This window comes from Legionella bozemanae (genome assembly GCF_900450575.1).
Classification (GTDB): domain Bacteria; phylum Pseudomonadota; class Gammaproteobacteria; order Legionellales; family Legionellaceae; genus Legionella; species Legionella bozemanae.
This window is the reverse complement of sequence record NZ_UGGY01000001.1, coordinates 3367583-3389746: the sequence shown is the minus strand read 5'-3', so window position 1 is coordinate 3389746 and position 22164 is coordinate 3367583. Positions and strand designations below refer to the sequence as shown.

Below are 22164 nucleotides of genomic sequence, written 5' to 3'. Positions count from 1 at the left end.
TCAATATCAAGGAATGAATGAAGATGACTACCGCAATAGAAAAGACAGTGAGAAGGGTTTTTGATGAGATGTGGAATCAGCAAAATGCTGCTTTGGCAGATGAGCTTTTTTCAGCAAAAACCGTAATTCACTTTAGCTATGATCAAGCAGCCAATTTACAGAATTTTAAAGAAGCCTTAAAGCAATGGTATCGCGCTTTTCCAGATCTAACGCACTCTATTGATGATCTCATAGTAAGTGGAGACAAAGTAGTGACGCGTTGGCGTGGCCATGGAACCCATCGTCATGAATTTGCAGGAATTCCCGCAACAGGTATCTCTGTATTTTACAGTGGCATTACTATTTTCCGCTTGGATGATGATCAGCAAATTGCGGAAGCTTGGGTATACAGTGATTTAAATGACATGATTAGCAAAATGCAACAAAGTCAAAAGTAATAGGCATGCTTATGGAAAAAGAGAGAAAAAAACGTTATGAGAAGGCAAAAAAATTTCTTCCACAAAATGTTGCTGGTTTGCTAAAAAACGTTCAACCTTCCATTACGTGGTCACCCGATGAACAACGTATTTGCTATCGACATGACACGATTCAAGGTTATGAATATCTTATTTTTAATCTCCAAAACAAGAAAAAGGAACCCGCTTTTGATCACTCATTGCTGGCACGCAAAGTTGCAGAAAAATTAAATCGGGAAATCACAGCTTTTGCCCTGCCAATCAATAAAATTGGTTTTGTTGACGAACACATTGTGCAATTACAAATTGAGCAATTTATTTTTCAATATGATCGGACAACTCAGGTGCTCTCGCTTGTGCCGGAGATAAAAAAACCTGCTGCAATGTCCCGATGTCCTACGATCATGGAGATTTGGGGGCTTTTACCCATTTCCATTGTGCCGAGAATTCGCTCATTGGATCAGTGTTGGGATATGTATATTAAAGACTATAACTTATTTCTTTTTTCATTTGCTGAGAATAAAGAGTATCAACTTACTACTGATGGTACTGCAACGAATGCATATGCTGTTTCTCCTGATACTAATTTAACTTCATTAACGCTGCGTCGGATGCAGACCGTATTACCGCCTATGGCTATTTGGTCTCCCGATTCACAAAAGATTGTGACCTTTCAATGCAATCAACAGCATGTGAAAAAATTATCACTGCTGCAACATGTTCCGGAGGATGGTTCATTTCGTCCCCAAGTCTATGAGGCACATATTCCTTTTGTAGGTGATGATGCGCTCCCGGAAATCAAATTATGTTTGATTGACGTCGCAGCAAAGAAATTGAGTAAAATCGATATGCCCCCTTTGATGCCTGCATTAGTCGGATCACCAATTGAAGCAGGCTATGTTTGGTGGAGTGCAGACAGTAAAAAAATCTTTTTTTTAAAAGAAGAACGGGGTAATCATCAACTCTCTTTATGCGAATTGGATGTTGCGACAGAACAACATCGAATCATTCTCACTGAAAAGTCTTCGGGGTATGTTGAGCCCAGTCAATTAATTTTGTGGCAGAATTACACGCAAATACTGGAAGAGACAAATGAGTTTATTTGGTTATCGAATCATAACGGTTGGGCCCACCTTTATTTATATGATTTACACACTGGGCAAGTAAAAAATCCCATCACTCAAGGCGAATGGATGGTTCGCAAAGTAGTTCATGTGGATACGAAAAACCGCTGGGTTTATTTTTTAGGGAATGGCAAAGAACCAGAAGTTGATCCCTACTTTCGTTATTTATATCGCGCGCGCCTGGATGGTAAAGAGGTGCAATTGTTGACCCCGGAAATCGCTGATCACTCCATTGTGTTCTCACCCTCTTGCGACTATTTTATTGATTATTGTTCTTCCATGGACTCCATTCCAGTCACCAGAATATATGATAAAAATGGGAACGAAATTGATCTGTTGGAAGAAGCAGATTTTTCTCTGCTCCGTGCTTTGGGATATAAACAACCGAACTCTTTTTGTCTCAAAGGCGCAGATGGAGAAACAGACATTTATGGTCTCATGTATTTTCCTACAGATTTTGATCCAAAGAAAAAATATCCAATAATTGATGACATTTATCCAGGACCGCAATTGACGCGTGTGCCTAAAACCTATTGTTATGATCCTCCCGAATATTTTTATGGCTGCTGGTGGCCGCAAAGTTTGGCTGAATTAGGTTTCATCGTCGTTAATATGGACGGGCGTGGTACGCCTTTGCGCTCTAAAAAATTTCATGAATATTCTTACCAGCATTTAGAAACTGCTGGCGGATTGGAAGATCATGTTGCGGTGATTACAAGCCTGGCACAGCAGTATTCCTATATGGATATAAAGCGCGTTGGTATTATCGGACAGTCGGCAGGCGGGTATGCTGCAACTCGCGCTTTGTTGGATTATTCTGAGTTCTATCAAGTAGGAGTCTGTGTTTCTGGGTTACAAGATCTACGAAGCTATTTGGCATTTTGGGGCGAACGCTATCATGGTTTACCCAATGAGGTGGATTATACCTTACAATCGAATTATCCCTTGGCCGCAAAGCTTAAGGGGAAATTATTCCTGATTCATGGCGATTTGGATGATAATGTCCATCCATCCAATATGTTGCAATTGGTTAATGCCTTGATCGAGGCAGATAAAAATTTTGATATGCTTTTAGTTCCCAATGAGAACCATTCTCTGTATTTCATGAATGCTTATGTTTGGCGTAGAATTTGGGACTATTTTGTTGAGCATTTAAAAAAGTAACTGCAACATCAATTTCCACCCACTGTTGTGCTCAATAAAAGGACAAAGAATTCCTTGAAGAAAGAATAACCCACTGCCATAATAAATTTAAACGCTCTATCAGTATTTCAAAGAAAGGACTCCTTATGGCTACTGTAGGTACTTATCTCGCACAACGTCTCCAAGAATTAGGAATGAATGATTACTTCGCAATTCCTGGGGACTATAATCTGGGCTTATTGGACGAGTTATTAAAAAATACGTCACTGAAAATGATCAATTGCTGTAATGAGCTGAATGCGGGTTATGCAGCAGATGGCTACGCGCGCATAAAAGGGGTTTCTGCCCTGGTTGTCACCTTCAGTGTTGGCGGCTTAAGTGCCGTCAATGCGATTGCAGGGGCTTATGCTGAGAATTTGCCTGTAATTGTCATCTCAGGCGGTCCTAATACAAACTCGGTGCAAGATGCAGAAATTTTACATCATACTTTGGCAACAGAAAATTACAGCTACGTTCGCGAAATATTTGCGAAAATTACGGCACATAGTGTGTTTATTCATAGGCCAAGTGATGCGCCCATGCAAATTGATTCCGCTATAGCAATCGCGTTGGAAAAGAAGAAACCTGTTTATATAGAAATTGCATGCAATATTGCAGGGCTCTCTGTTTCGCCTCCTACACAACGGGCGCTTAATGTCAAACGCTTGAGTGATACCTCATCGCTTACTGCAGCGATTAAGGAGGCCGCAGAGAAGCTCAATGCTGCTGTTAAGCCAGTGCTGATCGCAGGCAGTAAATCTCGCCCTTGTGAAGCAACCGCCATGATCGAAACCTTAAGTCAATCCTGCGGTTATGCCTTAGCAGCAATGCCTGATGCTAAGGGATTTGTTTCAGAACAACATCCTAATTACATCGGCATTTATTGGGGCCCGGTTAGTTCTCCGGGATGTGGCGAAATAGTAGAATCAAGCGACCTGTATTTCTTTATAGGACCTAATTTTAATGATTATACAACGGTTGGGCATGTGTGTAATATCCAGCCCAAGAAACTCATTATCATTGCAGATGGGAGTGTTTCTATCGCCGGTAAAGTATACACTGAAGTGTATATGAATGAGTTTTTGCGAGGATTAAAGGACAAATTAAAATTCAATGATGCTTCAGTCAAAGCCTATAAACGGATCGCAGGCTCTGCACCTTTATATAACGAGCCTGATGATCTGAATTCGCCACTCACCACCCGCTTCCTATTTGGTCAAATTCAGAAGCTTCTAAGCAATGATTATGGGGTTTTGGCAGAAACTGGAGACTCCTGGTTTAATGGCATGCGACTTAATTTACCTGAAAAATGTCCCTTTGAAATTCAAATGCAATATGGCTCGATTGGATGGTCTGTAGGAGCACTTTTGGGTATGCAAGCAGCGCTTCACCATAAAAAACGGGTTATTGCTTTGATAGGCGATGGTTCTTTTCAAATGAGTGCACAGGAGCTTTCCACGCTTATTCGTTATGGATTTAAGCCAATTATTTTTTTAATGAATAATGCTTCTTATACCATCGAGGTACAAATTCATGATGGTCCATATAATGTGATTAATAATTGGCGCTATGCTGATTTAGTCGATGTTTTTAATGGGGAACAAGCAAACGCCCGCGCTTTTAGAGCTCCTACGCATCAAGCACTTCTCGATGCAATTAAAGAAGCCAAAAAAACAGATGCTTTATGTTTTATAGAGGTAATTTTAGATAAAGATGATTGCAATAAAAATCTGTTGGAGTGGGGAGCTCGGGTCGCATCATATAACGGTCGCTCCCCAAGAACAAATTAGTTGTGATGTTGTAACTCGCTAAACAATAGAGCATGCTCCAGTCTGCTCCATTTATTCTTCAGCTTTTTGCGATAAAAGCATAGAATTATATGCAAATGTATGCTATTTCCGGAAAAATAATCCATTTTAGCTGAAAGAACTATACTTATACTTATGGTTATTAATAAAAAGGACTTATATGAAAATCTATCAAAATCCTAATCCCCATGCAGTAGAGCGTTTGAATAAGATTAAAAATCAAAAGAAACCCAGTAATTTGACAGGTTCTAAGCATGAGAAGAAAATAGTAGAGCATGACATAGAAAAAACAGATAAAGAGATTTTTGAAACTATGTCTGAAGAGCAAGCTTGGAGAGAGACTCTTGAAAAAAATAAATCTCACTAACTATTGGATTTCGAGACAAGGAAATTCCTGGTGATCAATTTTTTGCAGATTATATTAGCGTTTCTATTGGTTTTACTGAATGCATTTTTCGTGGCAGCCGAATTTGGAATGGTAAAGCTGCGGGCCACTCGTGTTGCAGCGATCAAGGATATATATGGTGTACGCGGAAGAATTTTAGTTCATGTACATAAACATCTTGATGCGTATTTATCTGCATGTCAGCTCGGTATTACGATTGCTTCACTTGGATTGGGTTGGATAGGAGAACCGGCTTTTGCTGATCTGTTGAGACCATTTCTGACTTTTATTGGTGTAAGCTCACCACAATTAATCACGGTCATCGCTTTTTTTGTCGCCTTTTCATTTATTTCTTTTCTTCATATTGTCGTTGGGGAGTTAATGCCTAAATCCCTTGCGGTTCGTCAGTCAGAGCGAGTGTCTGTGTGGACGGCCATACCTCTATATGGTTTTTATTGGCTCATGTATCCTGCAATATGGTTCCTCAATACCTGCTCAAATTTTCTTTTAAGGGTTTTTAAATTAGATGAAGTGCATCAGAGTGAGTATTTTCATTCGACAGATGAGATAAAACTGCTTTTAGGCGCAAGCCATCTTCATGGTGAGCTTACGGAAGAGGAGGTTGAAATCATTGAACACACTCTGGATTTAGCGGACCTGAAAGTAACTGAAGTGATGCGATTTAATGAAGAAATGGTCATGCTCAATATAAGCAAGCCTATCCAGGAAATCATCGAGATCATTATGAAACATCGTTACAGCCGTTATCCAGTTTATGATCCAGATAAAAAAGATGTTATAGGGATTATTCATGTCAAAGATCTTCTTCCTATCTTTTATCAACATGGGGAGATCAAAGAATTGCAATCACTTCTCCGACCGATTATCAAAGTGTCTCGTCGTGTGCCCGCACTGGATTTATTACATAAATTCCGTGAAGGAATGTCTCATTTTGCACTTGTTTACAGTGGTAAAGGCACGATTTTGGGATTTGTTACACTTGATAATTTACTGCAGGTAATGATTGGTCGAATTAAAGATGAGTTTCACCGTACTAAAGTGGATTGGGTATTAAATGAGGATGGGAGCATCTCTGCTTCAGGTAACTGCTCCATCTATTTTTTAGAACAAGCGTTGAACCAGGATATCGATATAGACGATGAGATTGATATTTTAAATGGATTATTTATTCATCGCTTGGGCTACTTACCTAAGGAAGGAGAATACATTGAATTCCCAGAGTTTCATGCCAAAATTGAAAAAGTTAGTCCCTCAAAAATTATTAAAGTAAGAATTTATCCTCCTCAAAAAGACGCTGATGATTCTGAAGGTCATGCTGCTTAAGCAGACTGATTTTATGAAAAAAACTCACCCGCCCTCCGCCTGCATGTCACACTTTATGCGCAATATCCAGACGCTTTTAATCAATGACAAACTTCTGTCAACACACTGGTGGAACCTGGCTGCATCATTCATAGAGGTTAAGTAGAGAAAAGAGTTACTCGTCTTGGCCATAAACAGCAATTTTAAGGTCTGGATCAAGCGGATTTCCAGGAATTTTCCGATCTTCGCTCGCCCACTCACCTAAGTCAATGAGTTTACATCGATGAGAGCAAAAAGGTTTGAACCGGTTCTCGGAGTACCAGGTATTTTGTTTTCGACAAATAGGACAAGTGATTTTTTGATTGATATTCATTACGGCCTTCCATTATTTACATTATCGCATCAGTGATTTTCACTATTATTTTAACGCATTATTGAGGGATTTAGGAAGTTAAGCATCATTTTTTGGCCAAGCGAGTAGAAGTGTCAATAGACCTAATCAATAATATGGTATCCACTATCAATATAAATGACATCGCCAGTAATGTTTTTAGCATATTGGCTCGCAAGAAAAACGACCATTGCTCCTACATCATCGATATCAACCAACGATCTTAAGGGAGATTTTTCTTTTGCAAGCTGAAGTAACTCATCAAACTTTCCCAAACCTGAAGCAGCGCGTGTTTTTAGAGGGCCGGGAGAAAGGGCGATGATGCGAATTTGTTGTGGACCCAGTTCTACTGCCATATAACGCACAGAAGCCTCTAATGCAGCCTTAACTGGTCCCATGAGATTATAATTATCGACGACTTTTTCTGCTCCATAGAATGACATGGCAAACAATGAGCCCCCATTTTTCATCAGCGGTTTTGCCAGATTCGCCATACGGATAAATGAATGACAGGAAATATCCATGGCCATGAGGAAGCCTTCTTTAGAGCATTCATGCACAGGATTTTGTAAATCGTGTTTGGGAGCAAAAGCAATTGAGTGAACCACGATGTCAATTTGCCCCCATTTTTTGTCAATGTCCAAAAATAAATTATCCAAATCATGCTCTTGGGTTACATCACATTGACGATAAATGGAGGGTTGAAGCGAGTTGGCAACTTTATCCACGAATGGCTTGGCTTTCTCATTTAAATAAGTGACTGCCAGATCAGCCCCAGCCATTTTTAACGCATGGGCACAACCAAAGGCAATGGAATGTTCATTGGCAATGCCAACCACCAAAGCCTTTTTCCCTGCAAGTAATGTACTGTCCATGTCATAATTCCTTATTTTTAATAAGATGATAACAATGATTGGCAATAACCCATTCTTCATCAGTCGGGATCGTATAAATGTCGACAAAACTTTTGGAACTGCTAATCATTAATTGTTTTGTCTTATTTAAAGTCGTATCGATTTCGATACCAAGCCATTCACTATCTTGACAAACCGCTTGACGAATTTGCCAGGCATTTTCTCCAATACCGCCAGTGAAAACCAAGACATCCAATCCGCCAAGTGCCGCAGTAAGTGCTCCGAGTTCCTTACGTATACGATAGACGAACAACTCAATTGCTTCTTTTGCATGCGGATTTTTTTCTGCAAGCAGCTCTTGCATATTAAAAGTAATGCCGGAAACACCTAACAAGCCCGACTCTTTATAAAGTAAATTTTGAATTTTATCTGGGCTCATTTTTTCAGATTGCAAAAGATAAAGAATGACGCCTGGATCGATAGTGCCGCAACGTGTACCCATCATGAGTCCATCCAATGCGGTGAAACCCATAGTGCTGTCTATTGATTTGCCTTGCTTGACCGCACACATGCTGGCGCCATTTCCCAGATGGGCAATGACAATGCGACCCAAGTACTTTTGTGGGGTAATTTTTTTCAATTGATGCATGATAAACTCATAGGAAAGCCCGTGAAAACCATAACGTTTTATCCCCGCTTCAAAAAATTTTCTTGGAAGGCCAAATCGATCTGCTGTCTTTGGATGAGTGGTATGAAATGCCGTATCAAAACAAGCGATTTGCTGTAATTCAGGAGCGAGTTTACTGATACTCTCAATTGCTTCAAGGTTGTATGGCTGATGCAACGGAGCAAAAGGGATAAGTTTTTCTAATTTTTTCATGATGTCAGAGGAAATAAAGACAGGGGCATGAAATTCATTGCCGCCATGTACTACTCTATGTCCTATGGCGCTGATTTGAAAACCAAATTGATTGGTTTTTAAGGCTGAAAATAATAATTCATAAAAGTAGCTGTATTCGCGATCTTTTTCAAAATGATTTTCTCGAATTAAGACATCATTTTCATCGTACAATTTCAGAACAGGGGACTCACGAATGTTTTCAACAATACCATGCAGGAGTTTGGGTAAGGAGGCATTTAATTCGTATACCGCGAATTTAATACTTGAAGAGCCTGAATTGAGCACAACTATATGATTATTATCCATAGTATCACACGCGTATAAGGGGGAGTAAAATTCCTTTATTTGGCCTTAAGTATAGAGTATTTGACAAAATTATAATATGTTTTATATCTGTCTCACATTGATAAAATTAAGAATATTCAGGAAGAATGAGTTTGGCGAACATGAACAATATAAGACCTAGACCTTTGCAAAAAGGTGATACCTTAGGCATTATTTCACCTTCTAGTCCTTTACGATCAAAATCCATTGATTTAAGCATTCATTGATGAGGTGATTACTGAATGGTTGGCCTGTTTTAAAGTTCCTTGCATTAAATTTTTTCACCACAGTCACGGAGAGATAAGCTATGTATTACTTTTACCGGTAAGCGGCGAAACCTCTGTGCCTTCGTTAAGTTTTTAATTAATCCTTCCTGCAAATTTATTTGTTTTAATGTGCTAAATTTATCATAATGGCTGCTTTTTCAGGCTAAGGATCCTATGTCATCATTGCTAACAATTCATTTGCTCGAAGATTTGGTTCGTGCCGCAGAGTTGAATCAAGAAGGTAAAACTGCGGATTATATTCCAGAGCTTGCCAACGTGAACCCGGAATTGACTGCGATTGCTGTCCAACCATTAGGTGAACAAGCTCTTTCTTATAGCAACTACCCATTGAATCCCGTAACATTGCAAAGTACAGCCAAAATGATTCCTTTGATTGGCTTGCTCGAAGCATTTGGTGCGGAACAGGTATTTGAATGGGTTAAGGTTGAACCCTCCGGGGATGATTTTGCGTCAATTACTCGTTTGGAACAATTTGGCCCTAAACCTTCAAATCCCATGTTAAATGCTGGAGCGATTACCTTATGCTCCCATATTCCAGGCAATGGGGAACAACAATTTGGCTGGTTAGAGCATTGGACTCAAAAATTATTTAATCAACGGCTCAGCATTAATCCACTGGTTTTTACTTCTGAAAAAAGAACGGGTAATCGCAATCGTGCTCTTGCCTATTTATTAAAAAGTAGAAACAACCTTGGAACGGATGTTTATGAAACATTGGATTTGTATTTTGCGCTTTGTTCCTATGAAGCTACGCTAGAACAAATGCTATTCCTACCTACTTTATTAGCTAATGCGGGACGAGATCCAGAAAGTGGGAACCAAATCATTTCTACCGATACCTGTAAGATCACTTTAGCAATTATGGCAACGTGTGGCCTTTATGATGAAACAGGGACGCATATGGTTAAAACGGGTATGCCTGCTAAAAGTGGTGTGTCTGGTTATACGATTGCTGTTGTTCCTGGTAAAGCAGGAATTGTAGTATTAAGCCCTAGAGTGAATGCGAAAGGCAATAGCATCCGTGGTGAAATCATGCTCGAAGGTCTGTCCAGAGCGATGAATTGGCATTTTGCATTACCCTAATCGATTAATATAGAAGTGAGTTTGGATGAAGAACGCAAGCCATAACCGGGAAGTAGCGATCGTAAACCCGGGTTCCGCTTTGCTTCACCCAGGCTACAATTCTAATGCAAGAACTGGATATCCTTTAACTTATCCCAATGCGGCTTTTTTAGGATTATTACCATCCAAGTCTAATAAAGCGAAATCTGCTTCCTCGGCTTCATCTGCAGGCAGAGCTGGGGTGGCCTGAGCAATGGAAGCAAATAAACTGGAAAATCGAGTTAATAAGCTACTCATTCCATTTAAGGATTCGAGAGTTTCAGTAATGGATTCAAGCGCTTCCAGAGTATTTTCCAGGTCTTCACTGTTTAGGTTCAGAGAATTTTCACTTTCTAATCTCTTTATCTCTTGCAGTAATGTATCTTGCTCTCTGAGTAGTTCTCGATATTTTCTGCCTCCTCTTCGGCTATAAATTTGATAGCGAGTTATCTCTTTCTGAACATCAATGAGTTGAGATTTTTTCTCAATTAATTGTAAATTATTGTTTAAATTTTTTAGAACCTCAGTTTTTATAAAATCGAAATCCATATCGGTCATATCGATTCCTTCTAATAGCTTATCCAGATTTTCAAGATTATTAGTTGCAGCAATACATCCTTGTCGTCTTTGCGCCTTGGTGAGCTTTGAGGCGAGTTTAGAGGTTGCTATTTGTAGTTCTCTGTTTACGGCAATGATATTGGGATCTTTCTTCAATTTATTTATTAGAGAACCGAAATATTTTTCCTCGAGGGAATTAGCCCGTTTCGTTAAATAGCGTGAGCTTGAATCGCTCAACTGGGGATTTTGCAACGCTTCCAATTCTACCTCAAATCTTTTTAATTCTAATTCGATAGAATTCAATTCTGACACACTAAGATCATTTCGCTCCAAATAAGCGCGCAGTAAAACAATCAAATTTTTTAAAAAATCAATGGAATTAATTGTTTTGTCACGATTCATTTGTAATGCTTTAAATAGTGGATGGGTATCGCTGGAGAGTATTGAATAAGCAAGCGGTAAATCCTTATTTTTATTGTCTGGTGCAAAAAGGGAGCCCCCATGTTTGATGAGTACTGAGAAACATTCAGTCATAGAGTTTGAAGAGCTGTCTTCGTAAAAACAAGCGTGTACTGCAGATGGATAAGATGTTTTGCGTACGGTGACAGGCAGATTATTTACATCAATGTCGCCATACTCCAAAATAAAATCCAACAACTTTGAATTTCGTGTTTGCAAGGCGACCCGGAGGTATTTTTCGTCACGTAATAGAGGATGAAAAGAAGTTAATAAGGAAGCCAATTCAAATTGCTTATTAAAGAGTAAGTTGGGTAATAAATTAGCGCCAAGTGCGTGCAAGCCTCGACGTATTTTTTGTATTTGCTGTAGATCTTTTACGTTAATTTGACGCTCATAGAGCAAACTGATTCCATATGTTTTAGCCAATAATCGCTCTATTTTTTTAGCTTGTACTTCTTTGGGAGCTTCAGTAAGTTTTGCAAATTGGGAACTTAATTTCTTGAGTTCGAGCTCCAATTCGTGAGCAGTCTGAGTGTTCGATTTTTTTGAGGAATTCGTTTTTATCTTTGGCAAGACAGCAACATCTGCTGCGGCAGCTTCTTCTACTTGAGAGAAAGTAATATTTGCTGTGGCAGCTTCTTCTGCTTGGGAGCAAGTAATATCTGCTGGGGGAACTTCTTCTTTTGAAGAGGCTGCATTCTGTGAAGTAACTTCGACATGTGATGAAATGTTTTCGTGGACATTAATGGATGTATTATTCAAATTTTCTATTTGAGAAGTGGCGTCAGCTGCAACTTGAATGGAATGCCGTTCTCGAAGGGAGCGAGCTGCCATTTCGTGAAAGCGAAGAAATTTGGGGTAATTAGATGAGCGAACAAGAGGAATAAGTTTTCTTAATATGTCACATGCTTCTTTAGTGATCTGTAACGCGCCAATTGTATCCTCTTTTTGAGAATCAAAATGTTGTGCAAGACGCTCGTCACACTCATTATAACGGGTTTCCAACACTCTAATGGCTTCATTATGTTGTTGTCTCAGTTTTTTAATTAAAGGATCTGTATGTTTGAGTGCCAAGTGGATGAATTGGCTTTTCAAGTCCTTGCTGTCTACCAATTCATAACCATTATTGGTTTTTTCCTCAAAGGTTATATTTGGGAGTAAATTATCAAAAGCATTGAAGTAAACGTGGAGACGATAGTGTCCACCTAATTGGTTTGTAAATTCAGCGGTATAATGATATTGACTTAATTTTGGATTATCACGATATTCATGTTGATACACACTAATGTGGTGTTTGTCCAACGTATACAGATTTTCTTTGTCTTTTACGATAACGTGCACTGGCTTGTGGCATTCAATTCGGTAGTACTTATGAGATTCTTTGTTGCTGTCTAATACCAGCTTATGACCTTGAGGTAATTGGACAGTAGCTTCATTTGTAAAAAGAAAATTAAACAGTGTATTTTTAGCCATAGGAATCCTCTAAAATAGAAAATATGAACACATTATAATGAAAAAATACGTTTTGTAAAAAATTATATTTTTTTGGTTTTCTCGGATTCTTTTTGTTGTTATTGAGAACTTTTTAGAACTTAAATAATCAATAAAAACAAAACATTATGAAATGAAATGATGTTTTTTGATTATTATGAATATAAATTGATTGATATTGAAAGTAATACAACAAGCGATTTCCGCTATTAAAAAATGAGGTTGAGGAATATAACACGCTTAATAAGTTTCTTTCGGGATGGCTCTTTTGGGAGTAGGTATGACCATTTTGTCGGCGCTGCTATTGGCAATTGCAGCTTATAGCATTTATATAGATGGACGCTTTTTAAGGTGATAAGCAACTTAAAGAATTGAAGCCTGCGTCAAGTATTTAAGTAATTATTATCCCGAGGATGTGCGTTTGACTGATGAGTTCGAAGAAGATGCCTCTTTGTTGGGCTGCTGCATATAAAAGTGGTTTTTGGTTAGTATTTCATGAGCAGCTCGCAGGCCGGATAAATAAGCGCCATGGACGGTACTTGGATCGGTTGTAGAAGTTGCTTCTCCGGCAAAATAGAGTTTGCCAGCTACAGGCTTAGCTAATAATGCAACAACATTTTTATCAACATTGATTGGTAAATAAGAATAACTGCCGAGAGTAAATGGATCGTTAATCCAGTGCGATTGTTTTACTTTAATTGGCTCAGGAGTATTCACACCATAAATCGTTCTTAAGTGATGCATGGCCCATTCTTTTAAATGGCCTCTTTTTTCCATATCACGTGCAAGCTTACCAGCAGTAAATACAATGAGAATGGGTTTTTTGGTGTATTTGTAATAATTAAAGATATTAAACGCTTCCTCCTCATTTTTGGGTAACATACCAATCCATTCTTTATTTTTATCCCAAAAGACTTTATCAAACAGCAAATATAATTTTTCATAATTTCCCATTTTTAATTGGGCTATTGCATTACTCTTTTCTTTAGGTAAGGAGGGATGAAATATAATTTTATTGGCTTTTAGTACACCTAAGGGAACCGTGATAATCACGCGTTTGGCATGATAGGTATCCTTTTGAGTAATGACACGGACATCATCGTCAGCATAATCAATTTGTTGGACAATTTGATGCAAATGGATAGGAATATGTCGTGAAAATTGTTGAAAAAGCTGAAAATAACCTGCAGGAATAAATGCATTTTTGCCAGAAGAAGTTGAGCCTTCGTATGCAGAATAAACATTATGTGATAATTGCGTCAAATCATCAGCAAATTCATAAGTGTAAATATTTTCCAATGCATAATGCAGTAAGGCACGCTGCTCAGCATCCAACTTTTTTTTCTGTGCAAATGCAGTAAAATTTTGAGCAAAGGAGAGCATGATATTTTGCGTTTTACTGTAACGTATAAATTCATAAGTCAAACTGGAAAATAACTTTAAAGAGTTATCTGATACAGGTTGTCCTTCACTATTATACAAAGCAAAGTCTTTTAGCATGTCGGTTGATTTGGAGTTATTATAACTATTGAGCACGATAGTTTGTTGGTTTAACAAAGGGATTAGCGGGTTGTGTTCAATCCCGTGAATCCAGGTAGCTCCCAGATCAATAGCAAACCCCCAATTATAGTCTGTATGCACTCGGCCGCCGAGATGATCTTTTGCTTCAATAATAAGTATATCTTGGTGCGCTTGATGTAATTGCTTTGCGGCAGTTAATCCAGATACGCCAGCCCCAATGATTATGGTGTCATAAAAATGTTTTGCCCAAGACCATGGAGCAACTAATAACAACAAAGCGGCGCAAATAAATTGCTTTTTTATAAAATATAAATGAGTAATCTTTGAGAGTAATTCATTATAACTTTTTAATTTAATTCGTTTATTCATGCAAATTGACCAAATAGTTTTTCTTACAATGCTCAGAAAAAGAGAACCCAAAATTAACGGACATCAAGGATATGTGCAATCAATGTTCCAGAAAATAATCTGGTGCTTATGTTTGAGTTAAGTAAAAATTGAACGTTTAGGATAGATAAGAAATGCATGGTTTGTAAATAAAACAAACAAAATTTTTAACTAAATCTTACTCTTGATTTACCACTATAAATTCAAAGTTTATTGTGATGTATCCCTGAGACACGATTTACTGTCAGTCACTTTTATTTTAAATTTTAGTCAGCTGCTGATCTAAAAAAGTAGCATTGATTTGTTTGCCAATGTTAAATGCCCATAATCCAAATGCCTTAAACGGAGCTGTGAAGTATCCCCATGCCATTTCCCAAATAGACGGTGCATTAGAAGAATTGAAAAATCGTTTCGGCTTACTTATTTTTGAGTCAAAAATACTCATTTCTTCGTTTTCATTTTGTGCATGATAAAGTGCGACATAATGACGCTCTCCAGAGCCTTTTCCCAATAAAGAGCTGCAAATATTAAAACGATCAGTACCTAATAATTGCCTTGCAATAGCCGCTACGGTTGCTTGATAAGAAGGTTCGGCACCAAGACCTTCGCCATCTTTTACAGCTAATGGGCTAGGAATGACAACAGAATTTTTTTCTCGGTTGTAAAAATAAGTAACATTCATTCCATCCGGATCTTCCAGCGTAGGAATGATGACGCCTACTTCTCGCTTCTTCCATTCTGCTTTCCCTTCGAGATATTGCGTCACGATGAAATCCATTTCGTCTGAAAATAGCATATGTCTTGGCATAATATCAGTAACTTATTGGCTTAATACTATTTTAGTATAAACAAAAAAAAATTAATGTTTTATTAACGCGTGTTCGTGACGAAATAGGCAGGGTAAGCACCTTGAAGAGCATAATATAAAATCAAAATATAATCCAAAAGCCTACATTCCGCGCTTTATGTGCGGAATCCAGCTCTGGTCTCTATGCACGCTTGACTGGATACCGTGCATAAAGCACGGCAAGTAGGCAAAAACGACCTCTAGTGAATAGTCCAAGTAATAATACCGCTTGTATAATAAGAGATGTTACTTTGATTGCCATACCAATATTGGGAGACAGGCAAGGAAAGACCGATCTGAATCATTATTTTGGGCGTAGAAAATGAGAGCGACGGGGTTGCATAAATAATATTTCCGCCCGTGTTGGGGGCACTATGCGAGTCAAGTTGGGTTTTAACACTGTATTGGCCATTTATTTCAAGCAATCCAAAAAGGATGTATTTTTTTTCTGCGCTTTTGATGTTACGCCCTATCCCAAAATTATAATAATATTGCGCTCCTTGTTGAATTGCGTCTTTTTTGCTTGCGAATAAAACTCCTGGGGCAATGAAACCATACCAATCAACGAGCATACGCGAGTAAGTGGCGCCAATAAAATAAGTCATTGTATCGAAACTAGAGGGGACATTTTTTTTAGAAAATCCTGATACACGGCTGCTTGGATTTAGTTTTTTAGAAATTTCATTTAAATTGCTGACAGGGAACGTAGGCGAGAAAATAATGGTTGCTTGATCTGAATATTTTGAATTTTCGTGACTATAAAATGCATATTCTAAATCAAGAGCAAGATCGCCGATACCAGATAAGCTTTGATTACCATTTTTATAACTGAAAGCATAAGGCAAAGTGAGTAATATCGAGGCTGAATCTGTGATTCCATAAAGGATGGAAGGAGTTCCGTCCAAAATGCGTTGGGTCTGGCTATATAAGTAGCTGGGGTTGAAAGAAACAATAAATTGATTCTTGTCAATAATATTTTGGCCAAAAGAAAAAAAAGGGCCAGGCTGTTGTGACGTTGCCAGAGCAAAATTCCCTATGGCTGGGGGGTAATTGAGTGATACAGGCGTATTAGCAGCTGACCACTTTATATAGCTTATGAATAATAAAAATAACAATCTTCGGAGTGAGCTTAGAAGATTGGTTTGTTCGTGCATCCTGCGTTCCCCTTAAGTAAATCCTTCATCGTGTTGCAGTGAAAATGCTTAGCATAAATCACTTGTACTGTTTCGCTTAAGGACCCAATAGTATCATTAAACACTACTTAAGCTGCACCATCATTTCTACAAAATCTCATCTATTAAATGAAGCTTAAATCGGGTAATTTATAGGTGTAGGTTGTTCAAATGGGCATACGAGTAAGGACACGTTAAATGACCAAAAATGAAGCGACAAAAAATAGAAGTAGTAGTATCAGATGGACAGTGATTACTCTTTATTTTCTGGCAACTCTTTTTTCTGCTGTCTGGCATGGCCCACTCGCTGTGATGTTTTTACCTATTATTCTCGTCTTGACTATTTTTATTTCAGCTTGCCTGCATGGTAAAGAGCGATATGGATTAAAAAATCTCATTTTATTTTTTATTATAACGTGGTTGATCAGCCACTTTTTTGAAGCACTAAGCATTCAGACGGGCTTTCCTTTTGGGCATTATTATTATGATAAATTAGCTGGGCCTAGGTTGTTTCAGGTGCCTCTTATTATTATGTTTGCTTATTTTGGAACGGGCTACGCTTCGTGGATTCTGGCTCATATACTTTTAGGACAGTATGCTACGCCACTGACTGGGAGGCAGATATTTCTGGTACCTTTAATCGCTGCTTTTATTATGGTGATGTGGGATGTATGTATGGATCCTCTGTCTTCGACCGTCTATTCATTATGGGTATGGAGGGATGGGGGACCATATTTTGGTGTTCCGTTGCAAAATTATTTTGGTTGGTTTTTTGTGGTTTATATTATCTATCAAATTTTTGCGGTTTATATTGCCAAGCATGATGTTATGGCTATGAGCAAGCATTCTGTTTTTTCTTCTAAAAACTTTTGGAGAGAAGCGGTCGCTATTTATGGGATACAAGGTTTATCACAATTAGTTGACCCTTTAGGTGCTTCAACTCATTTAGATATTTATGCGTCGATGGCTCTGGTTACCGTATTTACGATGATGTTCGTGGTCTTACTTGCTTTACTTAAAATCAATGCAAGTCATTGAGGAGTTATTGAAAAAATGCCTGGTATTTGAAGTAGGATGCCGGGTATGGCCTATGGTTTGGGATGGGTTTGAAGTAGAGCCTTGAGCCTCTGTAAGAAAATAAAAGAATTAGGGGTTTTTCAATTCTGCGAGTTCCAAAATGATACCAGTGGGGCCTTCAAAATAAACAAGCTTCCTGTTATTAAAATCCAAGGTTTCACTGAGTATTTTTAATTTAAGAGTAGAAAAACCAGCGAAACGCCTGATTGCAAGCGACCAGGCCACCTGCTTGTTTTTTATAATCTATGTCGTAAAATGGATTTATTTTTATCTTTGTGACCATATAATGCCTATTAACTCTGAAAACACAGAAAAGAATGAAGATTTGAAAAAGGTATCAGGAGCAATCGATACACCCATAGCCGCTGATGTATCAGAAAAACGGTCTCCCAAAAGCTTACTCGATATGTGTATTCCATTAATAGCTGAAGATCCTTCTTTGAGTTTAATGCTGATTCAAAGCGAGGAATTTTATGCACCTCATATTACCGATCCCCTAAAAAAAATTACTCCTTTTATCCAGCTATTACCTACTGAGTTAAAGTGTGAACTCATTAAGTTTCTTCCCGTTCAAGATTGGCAATCATTGTGGGATGTAAGTCAAGAATGGCGGCAGGTAGTGCTTACCTCGGCAAAAATTTTTCTTGATCAAGTGGAGCGTGACAAATTACCACTAATTCAGCTTAGCCTTAACGATTTTGATCCGATTTTAGAAAATATGCAGAAGCAAGTGAAGGAGTACACCCGAGGTCGGCGTTACGCCCCAAATGAAAAACGGGCCGAACAAGTTAAAGAAATAAAAAAACTTACACTGAAAGAGCATTCCTTGACGCAACCCCTGGCTAAATTCATACACTGCACAAAAAAGATAAGAGAAATTCACAAAGCGATAGGAAGTGAATATAGTGGGCTGCAAAGTTTTTTTGGTCCAAGAAATAGTCAACTGTATTCAATTCTTGATTCGTTTCTCAGAAATAGCCAAAATTTAATTGCGAACTCACCCGGGCTCAAAAAAATCAAGTTCTGTGCAAGCCTTCATCTCCAACATGCAGCTACCAAACGACTTTCAGAGACTCTTTCTGAGATTAATGGTCAGAAAACTAGAGTAGAAGAAAAGGTCAAGATAAATGGAGACGAAGAGAAGCAGGTTGTTTCCCTTTCACTAAGGGGCTGATAGTATGTGAGACATGCAATTTTTATTTCTCATTTATTAATAAATGGAGCTTGATTGCTGTAATGGATAATAAATAGAATTCCTGGCTGCAAGCAACCAGGCTTGCTTTTCCAGTTTATTATGCATCAATTCTTTTTCAAAACAATCATTTTTTCTTTGGACATTTCTTCCATAGTCCAAGGTATTCCCCCAATGCCATAGCCTGATTGCTTTAATCCGGCAAAAGGCATCCAATCAGCACGGAAAGCGGTGTGATCGTTAATGAGTACTGTAGAAGCATCAAGGCCTTCTGCTGCTTTTAATGCAGGCTCTAAATCCTCAGCAAATACACTGGCTTGAAAGGCAAAGGGTAATGAATTTGCAGTGTGAATTGCCTGGTCAATTTTTTCATATTCATAAACACAGGTTACCGGACCAAAAATTTCCAATTGTGATACTTTGGCATCGACAGCTGGATTGAGTAATACCGAGGGAATTAAAGTTGTTTCGGAAAGTCGACCGCCACCAAATAATTTTGCTCCCTTTGCTACTGCTTCATCGATCCAGGACATGACTCGCTCAGTTTCACGTGGAAGAATAAGCGGTCCCACTTCCGTTTCCTTTAAAAGTGGATCGCCAACGTGCAGCACTTTGACCCGGTTTACGAATTCGTCCATGAATGAGGTAATAATGTCTTTATGCACAAAGATCCGTTGGACTGAAACGCATACTTGTCCGGCATGATAATAACCTCCTTTGGCAAGTGCCTGGGTGGTTTTCGATAAATTCGCGCTGCGATCAACAATCACGGGTGCAGCCCCTCCATGCTCTAAGGCACAACGAGTCCCTGGAGCGAGTTTGCTTCTTAAATACCAACCCACTTTAGCGGAACCTATAAAGCTTAAGAAAGCGACGCGTTCATCGGTTGCCAGTCGTTCCGCTAAGTCGTTATCTTCCGTAACAAACGTTTGACACCATGCCTCCGTGAGCCCTGCTTGTCGCAATAATTCGATGAGTTCCAAGCAACATAACGGGGTTGTTGATGCAGGTTTGATGATTATCGGACAACCCACCGCAATTGCAGGGGCTACTTGATGCACAATCAGATTGAGTGGATGGTTAAACGCAGAAATAGCGGCGACCACGCCAATGGGTTCTTTAATCGTAAATGCCCAACGATGCGTACTAGCTTGGGTGAGGCCCATAGGAATTTCTTTGCCAGCAAAGTGGCGTAATTCTTCTGCGGCATCGTTTAACCCATCTATAGCACGGGTCACCTCAATAGCTGCATCAGTAAAGGGTTTCCCTCCTTCTTGCGCGATCAGCTTTGTAAAGTGCTCTTGCTTGGATGCCAATAATTCGGCAGCACGTTTCAATATGGCCATACGCTCGTAAGGTTTGAGCCAAGCATCACGATTTTTTAAGGTTGATGCGGCTTTGCTGAGTTTTGCTCTAAGTGCTTGTGCATCATCAGCAGGAATTTCTTTGATTAATGTGCGATCAAATGCGCATACTACGCGAAGTGTTGTTGTCATTATTTTCCCTTTTTCTTTGGCGGTAGCCTTTCTTGTAATTCATCCACAAGAACACGTTGATTTTCTGAATAATCAATGGGGAACACCACAAGATGGACTCCTCCACCCTTGAATGCGTTTTCCAGAATAGTTTGGAAACTTCCAATGGATTCAACCCGGGTGCCGCGTGCACCGTAAGATTCCGCGTATTTTATGAAATCAGGATTTGTGAATGTCATGCCATAGTCGGGGAAGTGATCTACTGCTTGTTTCCAACGGATCATGCCAAATGCATGATCTTCAATTACCAGTACTACCAGGTTTAATTTAAGACGGACAGCAGTTTCCAACTCTTGGCTATTCATCATAAAACCCCCATCACCGCATACAGCCATCACACGGCGATCAGGATACAAAAGTGAGGCCATAATTGCAGAGGGAAGGCCTGCCCCCATAGTAGCAAGTGCATTATCAAGAAGAATTGTATTGGCTACTTGGGTACGATAATTGCGGGCAAACCAGATTTTATACATCCCATTATCCAATGCGAGAATCCCATCACGCGGCATTACTTGCCGAACATCATAGACCAAGCGTTGGGGAGTGAAGCGATCTTCTGTAGCCCGCGCCGCGATTTTACTCAAAATCCCTTCACGTAAATGAAGAAGCGCATCCGCATGGGGAAGCTTGCCTTCAAGTTTATCTGCAAGCAATTTTAATGAGGGGCCCATATCGCCAATAACCTCTGCCTGAGGAAAATAAATTTGTTCCACGGTGGCGGATTTATAACTCACATGAATGACTTCGAGATGAGGTCCCATGATAAAAGGTGGTTTTTCTATGGTACTATGTCCAATTGTGATAATCAGATCGGCTTGTTCTATCGCCTCATGTACATAATCTCGCTCTGAAAGAGCTGCGGTGCCCATGTAAAGTTCTGTTGCTCCGGAAACAGTCCCTTTACCCATCTGGGTTGTGAAATAAGGAATTTTTGTTCGCGTAATAAATTGAGACAGTGCGTTGGTCGCTCTTGGACGTGATGCTGCAGCACCAAGCATTACAAGAGGTCGTTTTGCTTTTTTAATCATCTCCGCTGCCCGATTTAACGATTCCTCACTCGCTATAGGATATTCGAGAGGGTGCGGCGGAATGAGTTCAACCTTTTTACTTTTCTCTGCAGCAATGTCTTCTGGAAGTTCCAAATGTACAGGTCCCGGAGTTTCTTCTTGAGCGAGATGGAATGCTTCCCGTACGATGGTAGGGATCATGGATGGGGATACAATTTGGCGCGACATTTTGGTTAATGGTTGCATTGTTGCCACGGTATTCACCATCTGAAATCGTGCTTGGCGCGAGGATAAAACGCCTTTTTGCCCTGTAATCATGATCACAGGCATGTGGCCAAGAAGAGCATAAGCGGCTCCCGTAGTAAGATTCAGGGCTCCCGGGCCTAGGGTGGTGATACAAACCCCAGGTTTGCCAGTCAATCGTCCATAGGTTGCTGCCATAAACGCAGCCGCCTGTTCGTGCCGTGTTAGTACCAGTTTGATTGACGAGTTACGAAGTGCTTCTACCACATCAAGATTTTCCTCGCCAGGAATGCCAAAAATGTGTTTTACTCCTTCATTTTCCAGGGCAGCAACTAAGAGTTCGGAACCTTTGGGCATCGTATTCCACCTATTTTAGAATAATCCATATCTCAATATTATACTAAAATTCATGAAATTGTTTTCGTCTGAAACAGAAGGAATGTCAGTTACATCTAAAATGATGAAAAATTGAACATAAGAAGCTTTTCACATACACTTATAGAGGGCGCTCACTAAAAGATGGTAAAGAGTGCTCAATTA

Annotated in this window: 17 protein-coding genes; 8 read left to right on the top strand and 9 right to left on the bottom strand. The window is 39.3% G+C overall.

The window, feature by feature from the left end; all coding sequences use genetic code 11:
• Window positions 1–23: 23 nt before the first annotated feature.
• The 5 genes from DY223_RS15085 (at window position 24) to DY223_RS15065 (ending at window position 6298) form a co-directional block, all read left to right on the top strand.
• A complete protein-coding gene (locus DY223_RS15085; RefSeq protein WP_058458225.1) occupies window positions 24–437 on the top strand; it encodes an ester cyclase in 414 nt (137 codons plus the stop codon).
• A gap of 11 nt (window positions 438–448) precedes the next feature.
• Window positions 449–2743 (top strand): S9 family peptidase, encoded by a 2295-nt coding sequence (locus tag DY223_RS15080; protein ID WP_058458224.1) that lies wholly within the window; start codon window positions 449–451, stop codon window positions 2741–2743.
• Between the two features lie 125 nt (window positions 2744–2868).
• A complete protein-coding gene (locus tag DY223_RS15075; protein ID WP_058458223.1) occupies window positions 2869–4551 on the top strand; it encodes a thiamine pyrophosphate-binding protein in 1683 nt (560 codons plus the stop codon).
• A gap of 178 nt (window positions 4552–4729) precedes the next feature.
• Window positions 4730–4936 (top strand): hypothetical protein, encoded by a 207-nt coding sequence (locus DY223_RS15070; protein WP_058458222.1) that lies wholly within the window; start codon window positions 4730–4732, stop codon window positions 4934–4936.
• A 30-nt stretch (window positions 4937–4966) separates the two neighbouring features.
• The gene (locus DY223_RS15065) at window positions 4967–6298 is read left to right on the top strand and encodes a hemolysin family protein (protein WP_058458221.1); all 1332 of its coding nucleotides are present in this window, start codon (window positions 4967–4969) and stop codon (window positions 6296–6298) included.
• A 154-nt stretch (window positions 6299–6452) separates the two neighbouring features.
• On the opposite strand, the gene DY223_RS15060 is transcribed toward DY223_RS15065, so the two are convergent.
• From DY223_RS15060 to DY223_RS15050, 3 genes are all read right to left on the bottom strand, one after another.
• Window positions 6453–6650, bottom strand: a complete 198-nt coding sequence (locus tag DY223_RS15060; protein WP_058458220.1) for a DNA gyrase inhibitor YacG — start codon at window positions 6648–6650, stop codon at window positions 6453–6455.
• A 122-nt stretch (window positions 6651–6772) separates the two neighbouring features.
• The gene (fabI, locus tag DY223_RS15055) at window positions 6773–7543 is read right to left on the bottom strand and encodes an enoyl-ACP reductase FabI (protein WP_058458219.1); all 771 of its coding nucleotides are present in this window, start codon (window positions 7541–7543) and stop codon (window positions 6773–6775) included.
• A gap of 1 nt (window position 7544) precedes the next feature.
• Window positions 7545–8729: an acetate/propionate family kinase gene (locus tag DY223_RS15050; protein ID WP_058458218.1), complete on the bottom strand. Its 1185-nt coding sequence runs from the start codon at window positions 8727–8729 to the stop codon at window positions 7545–7547.
• 458 nt (window positions 8730–9187) lie between these two features.
• Here DY223_RS15050 and glsA point away from each other — a divergent pair, with 458 nt between their 5' ends.
• Window positions 9188–10117 (top strand): glutaminase A, encoded by a 930-nt coding sequence (gene glsA / locus DY223_RS15040; RefSeq protein WP_058458217.1) that lies wholly within the window; start codon window positions 9188–9190, stop codon window positions 10115–10117.
• 129 nt (window positions 10118–10246) lie between these two features.
• On the opposite strand, the gene DY223_RS15035 is transcribed toward glsA, so the two are convergent.
• From DY223_RS15035 to DY223_RS15020, 4 genes are all read right to left on the bottom strand, one after another.
• The gene (locus DY223_RS15035) at window positions 10247–12625 is read right to left on the bottom strand and encodes a hypothetical protein (protein WP_058458216.1); all 2379 of its coding nucleotides are present in this window, start codon (window positions 12623–12625) and stop codon (window positions 10247–10249) included.
• Between the two features lie 420 nt (window positions 12626–13045).
• Window positions 13046–14533, bottom strand: coding sequence for a flavin monoamine oxidase family protein (locus DY223_RS15030; RefSeq protein WP_058458215.1), 1488 nt, complete (start codon window positions 14531–14533; stop codon window positions 13046–13048).
• Between the two features lie 277 nt (window positions 14534–14810).
• On the bottom strand, window positions 14811–15317 hold the full coding sequence (locus tag DY223_RS15025; protein WP_058458214.1) for a hypothetical protein: 507 nt from the start codon (window positions 15315–15317) through the stop codon (window positions 14811–14813).
• A 281-nt stretch (window positions 15318–15598) separates the two neighbouring features.
• Window positions 15599–16552, bottom strand: coding sequence for a hypothetical protein (locus tag DY223_RS15020; protein ID WP_115684334.1), 954 nt, complete (start codon window positions 16550–16552; stop codon window positions 15599–15601).
• 216 nt (window positions 16553–16768) lie between these two features.
• On the opposite strand from DY223_RS15020, the gene DY223_RS15015 reads away from it, so the two are divergent.
• Window positions 16769–17608 carry a carotenoid biosynthesis protein gene (locus DY223_RS15015; RefSeq protein ID WP_058458213.1) on the top strand — a complete coding sequence of 280 codons (840 nt, stop codon included), beginning with the start codon at window positions 16769–16771 and terminating at the stop codon, window positions 17606–17608.
• Window positions 17609–17933: 325 nt separating this feature from the next.
• The gene (locus DY223_RS15005) at window positions 17934–18821 is read left to right on the top strand and encodes a hypothetical protein (RefSeq protein ID WP_058458212.1); all 888 of its coding nucleotides are present in this window, start codon (window positions 17934–17936) and stop codon (window positions 18819–18821) included.
• A gap of 125 nt (window positions 18822–18946) precedes the next feature.
• Here the strand turns inward: DY223_RS15005 and DY223_RS15000 are convergent, their stop codons facing one another.
• Together DY223_RS15000 and DY223_RS14995 are read right to left on the bottom strand one after the other, a co-directional pair.
• Window positions 18947–20335 carry an aldehyde dehydrogenase family protein gene (locus DY223_RS15000; RefSeq protein ID WP_058458211.1) on the bottom strand — a complete coding sequence of 463 codons (1389 nt, stop codon included), beginning with the start codon at window positions 20333–20335 and terminating at the stop codon, window positions 18947–18949.
• A complete protein-coding gene (locus tag DY223_RS14995; RefSeq protein ID WP_058458210.1) occupies window positions 20335–21981 on the bottom strand; it encodes an acetolactate synthase large subunit in 1647 nt (548 codons plus the stop codon). The genes DY223_RS15000 and DY223_RS14995 overlap by 1 nt, the downstream gene beginning before the upstream one ends.
• Window positions 21982–22164: the final 183 nt, after the last annotated feature.

Excerpts from the sequence above, each read along its gene's own strand:
- DY223_RS15050 (WP_058458218.1), bottom strand. The coding sequence starts at position 8,729 with ATGGATAATAATCATATAGTTGTGCTCAATTCAGGCTCTTCAAGTATT.
- DY223_RS15035 (WP_058458216.1), bottom strand. The coding sequence starts at position 12,625 with ATGGCTAAAAATACACTGTTTAATTTTCTTTTTACAAATGAAGCTACT.
- DY223_RS15060 (WP_058458220.1), bottom strand. The coding sequence starts at position 6,650 with ATGAATATCAATCAAAAAATCACTTGTCCTATTTGTCGAAAACAAAAT.
- DY223_RS15020 (WP_115684334.1), bottom strand. The coding sequence starts at position 16,552 with ATGCACGAACAAACCAATCTTCTAAGCTCACTCCGAAGATTGTTATTT.
- fabI (WP_058458219.1), bottom strand. The coding sequence starts at position 7,543 with ATGGACAGTACATTACTTGCAGGGAAAAAGGCTTTGGTGGTTGGCATT.
- DY223_RS15015 (WP_058458213.1), top strand. The coding sequence starts at position 16,769 with ATGACCAAAAATGAAGCGACAAAAAATAGAAGTAGTAGTATCAGATGG.
- glsA (WP_058458217.1), top strand. The coding sequence starts at position 9,188 with ATGTCATCATTGCTAACAATTCATTTGCTCGAAGATTTGGTTCGTGCC.
- DY223_RS15085 (WP_058458225.1), top strand. The coding sequence starts at position 24 with ATGACTACCGCAATAGAAAAGACAGTGAGAAGGGTTTTTGATGAGATG.
- DY223_RS15000 (WP_058458211.1), bottom strand. The coding sequence starts at position 20,335 with ATGACAACAACACTTCGCGTAGTATGCGCATTTGATCGCACATTAATC.
- DY223_RS15070 (WP_058458222.1), top strand. The coding sequence starts at position 4,730 with ATGAAAATCTATCAAAATCCTAATCCCCATGCAGTAGAGCGTTTGAAT.
- DY223_RS14995 (WP_058458210.1), bottom strand. The coding sequence starts at position 21,981 with ATGCCCAAAGGTTCCGAACTCTTAGTTGCTGCCCTGGAAAATGAAGGA.
- DY223_RS15075 (WP_058458223.1), top strand. The coding sequence starts at position 2,869 with ATGGCTACTGTAGGTACTTATCTCGCACAACGTCTCCAAGAATTAGGA.
- DY223_RS15030 (WP_058458215.1), bottom strand. The coding sequence starts at position 14,533 with ATGAATAAACGAATTAAATTAAAAAGTTATAATGAATTACTCTCAAAG.
- DY223_RS15080 (WP_058458224.1), top strand. The coding sequence starts at position 449 with ATGGAAAAAGAGAGAAAAAAACGTTATGAGAAGGCAAAAAAATTTCTT.
- DY223_RS15005 (WP_058458212.1), top strand. The coding sequence starts at position 17,934 with ATGCCTATTAACTCTGAAAACACAGAAAAGAATGAAGATTTGAAAAAG.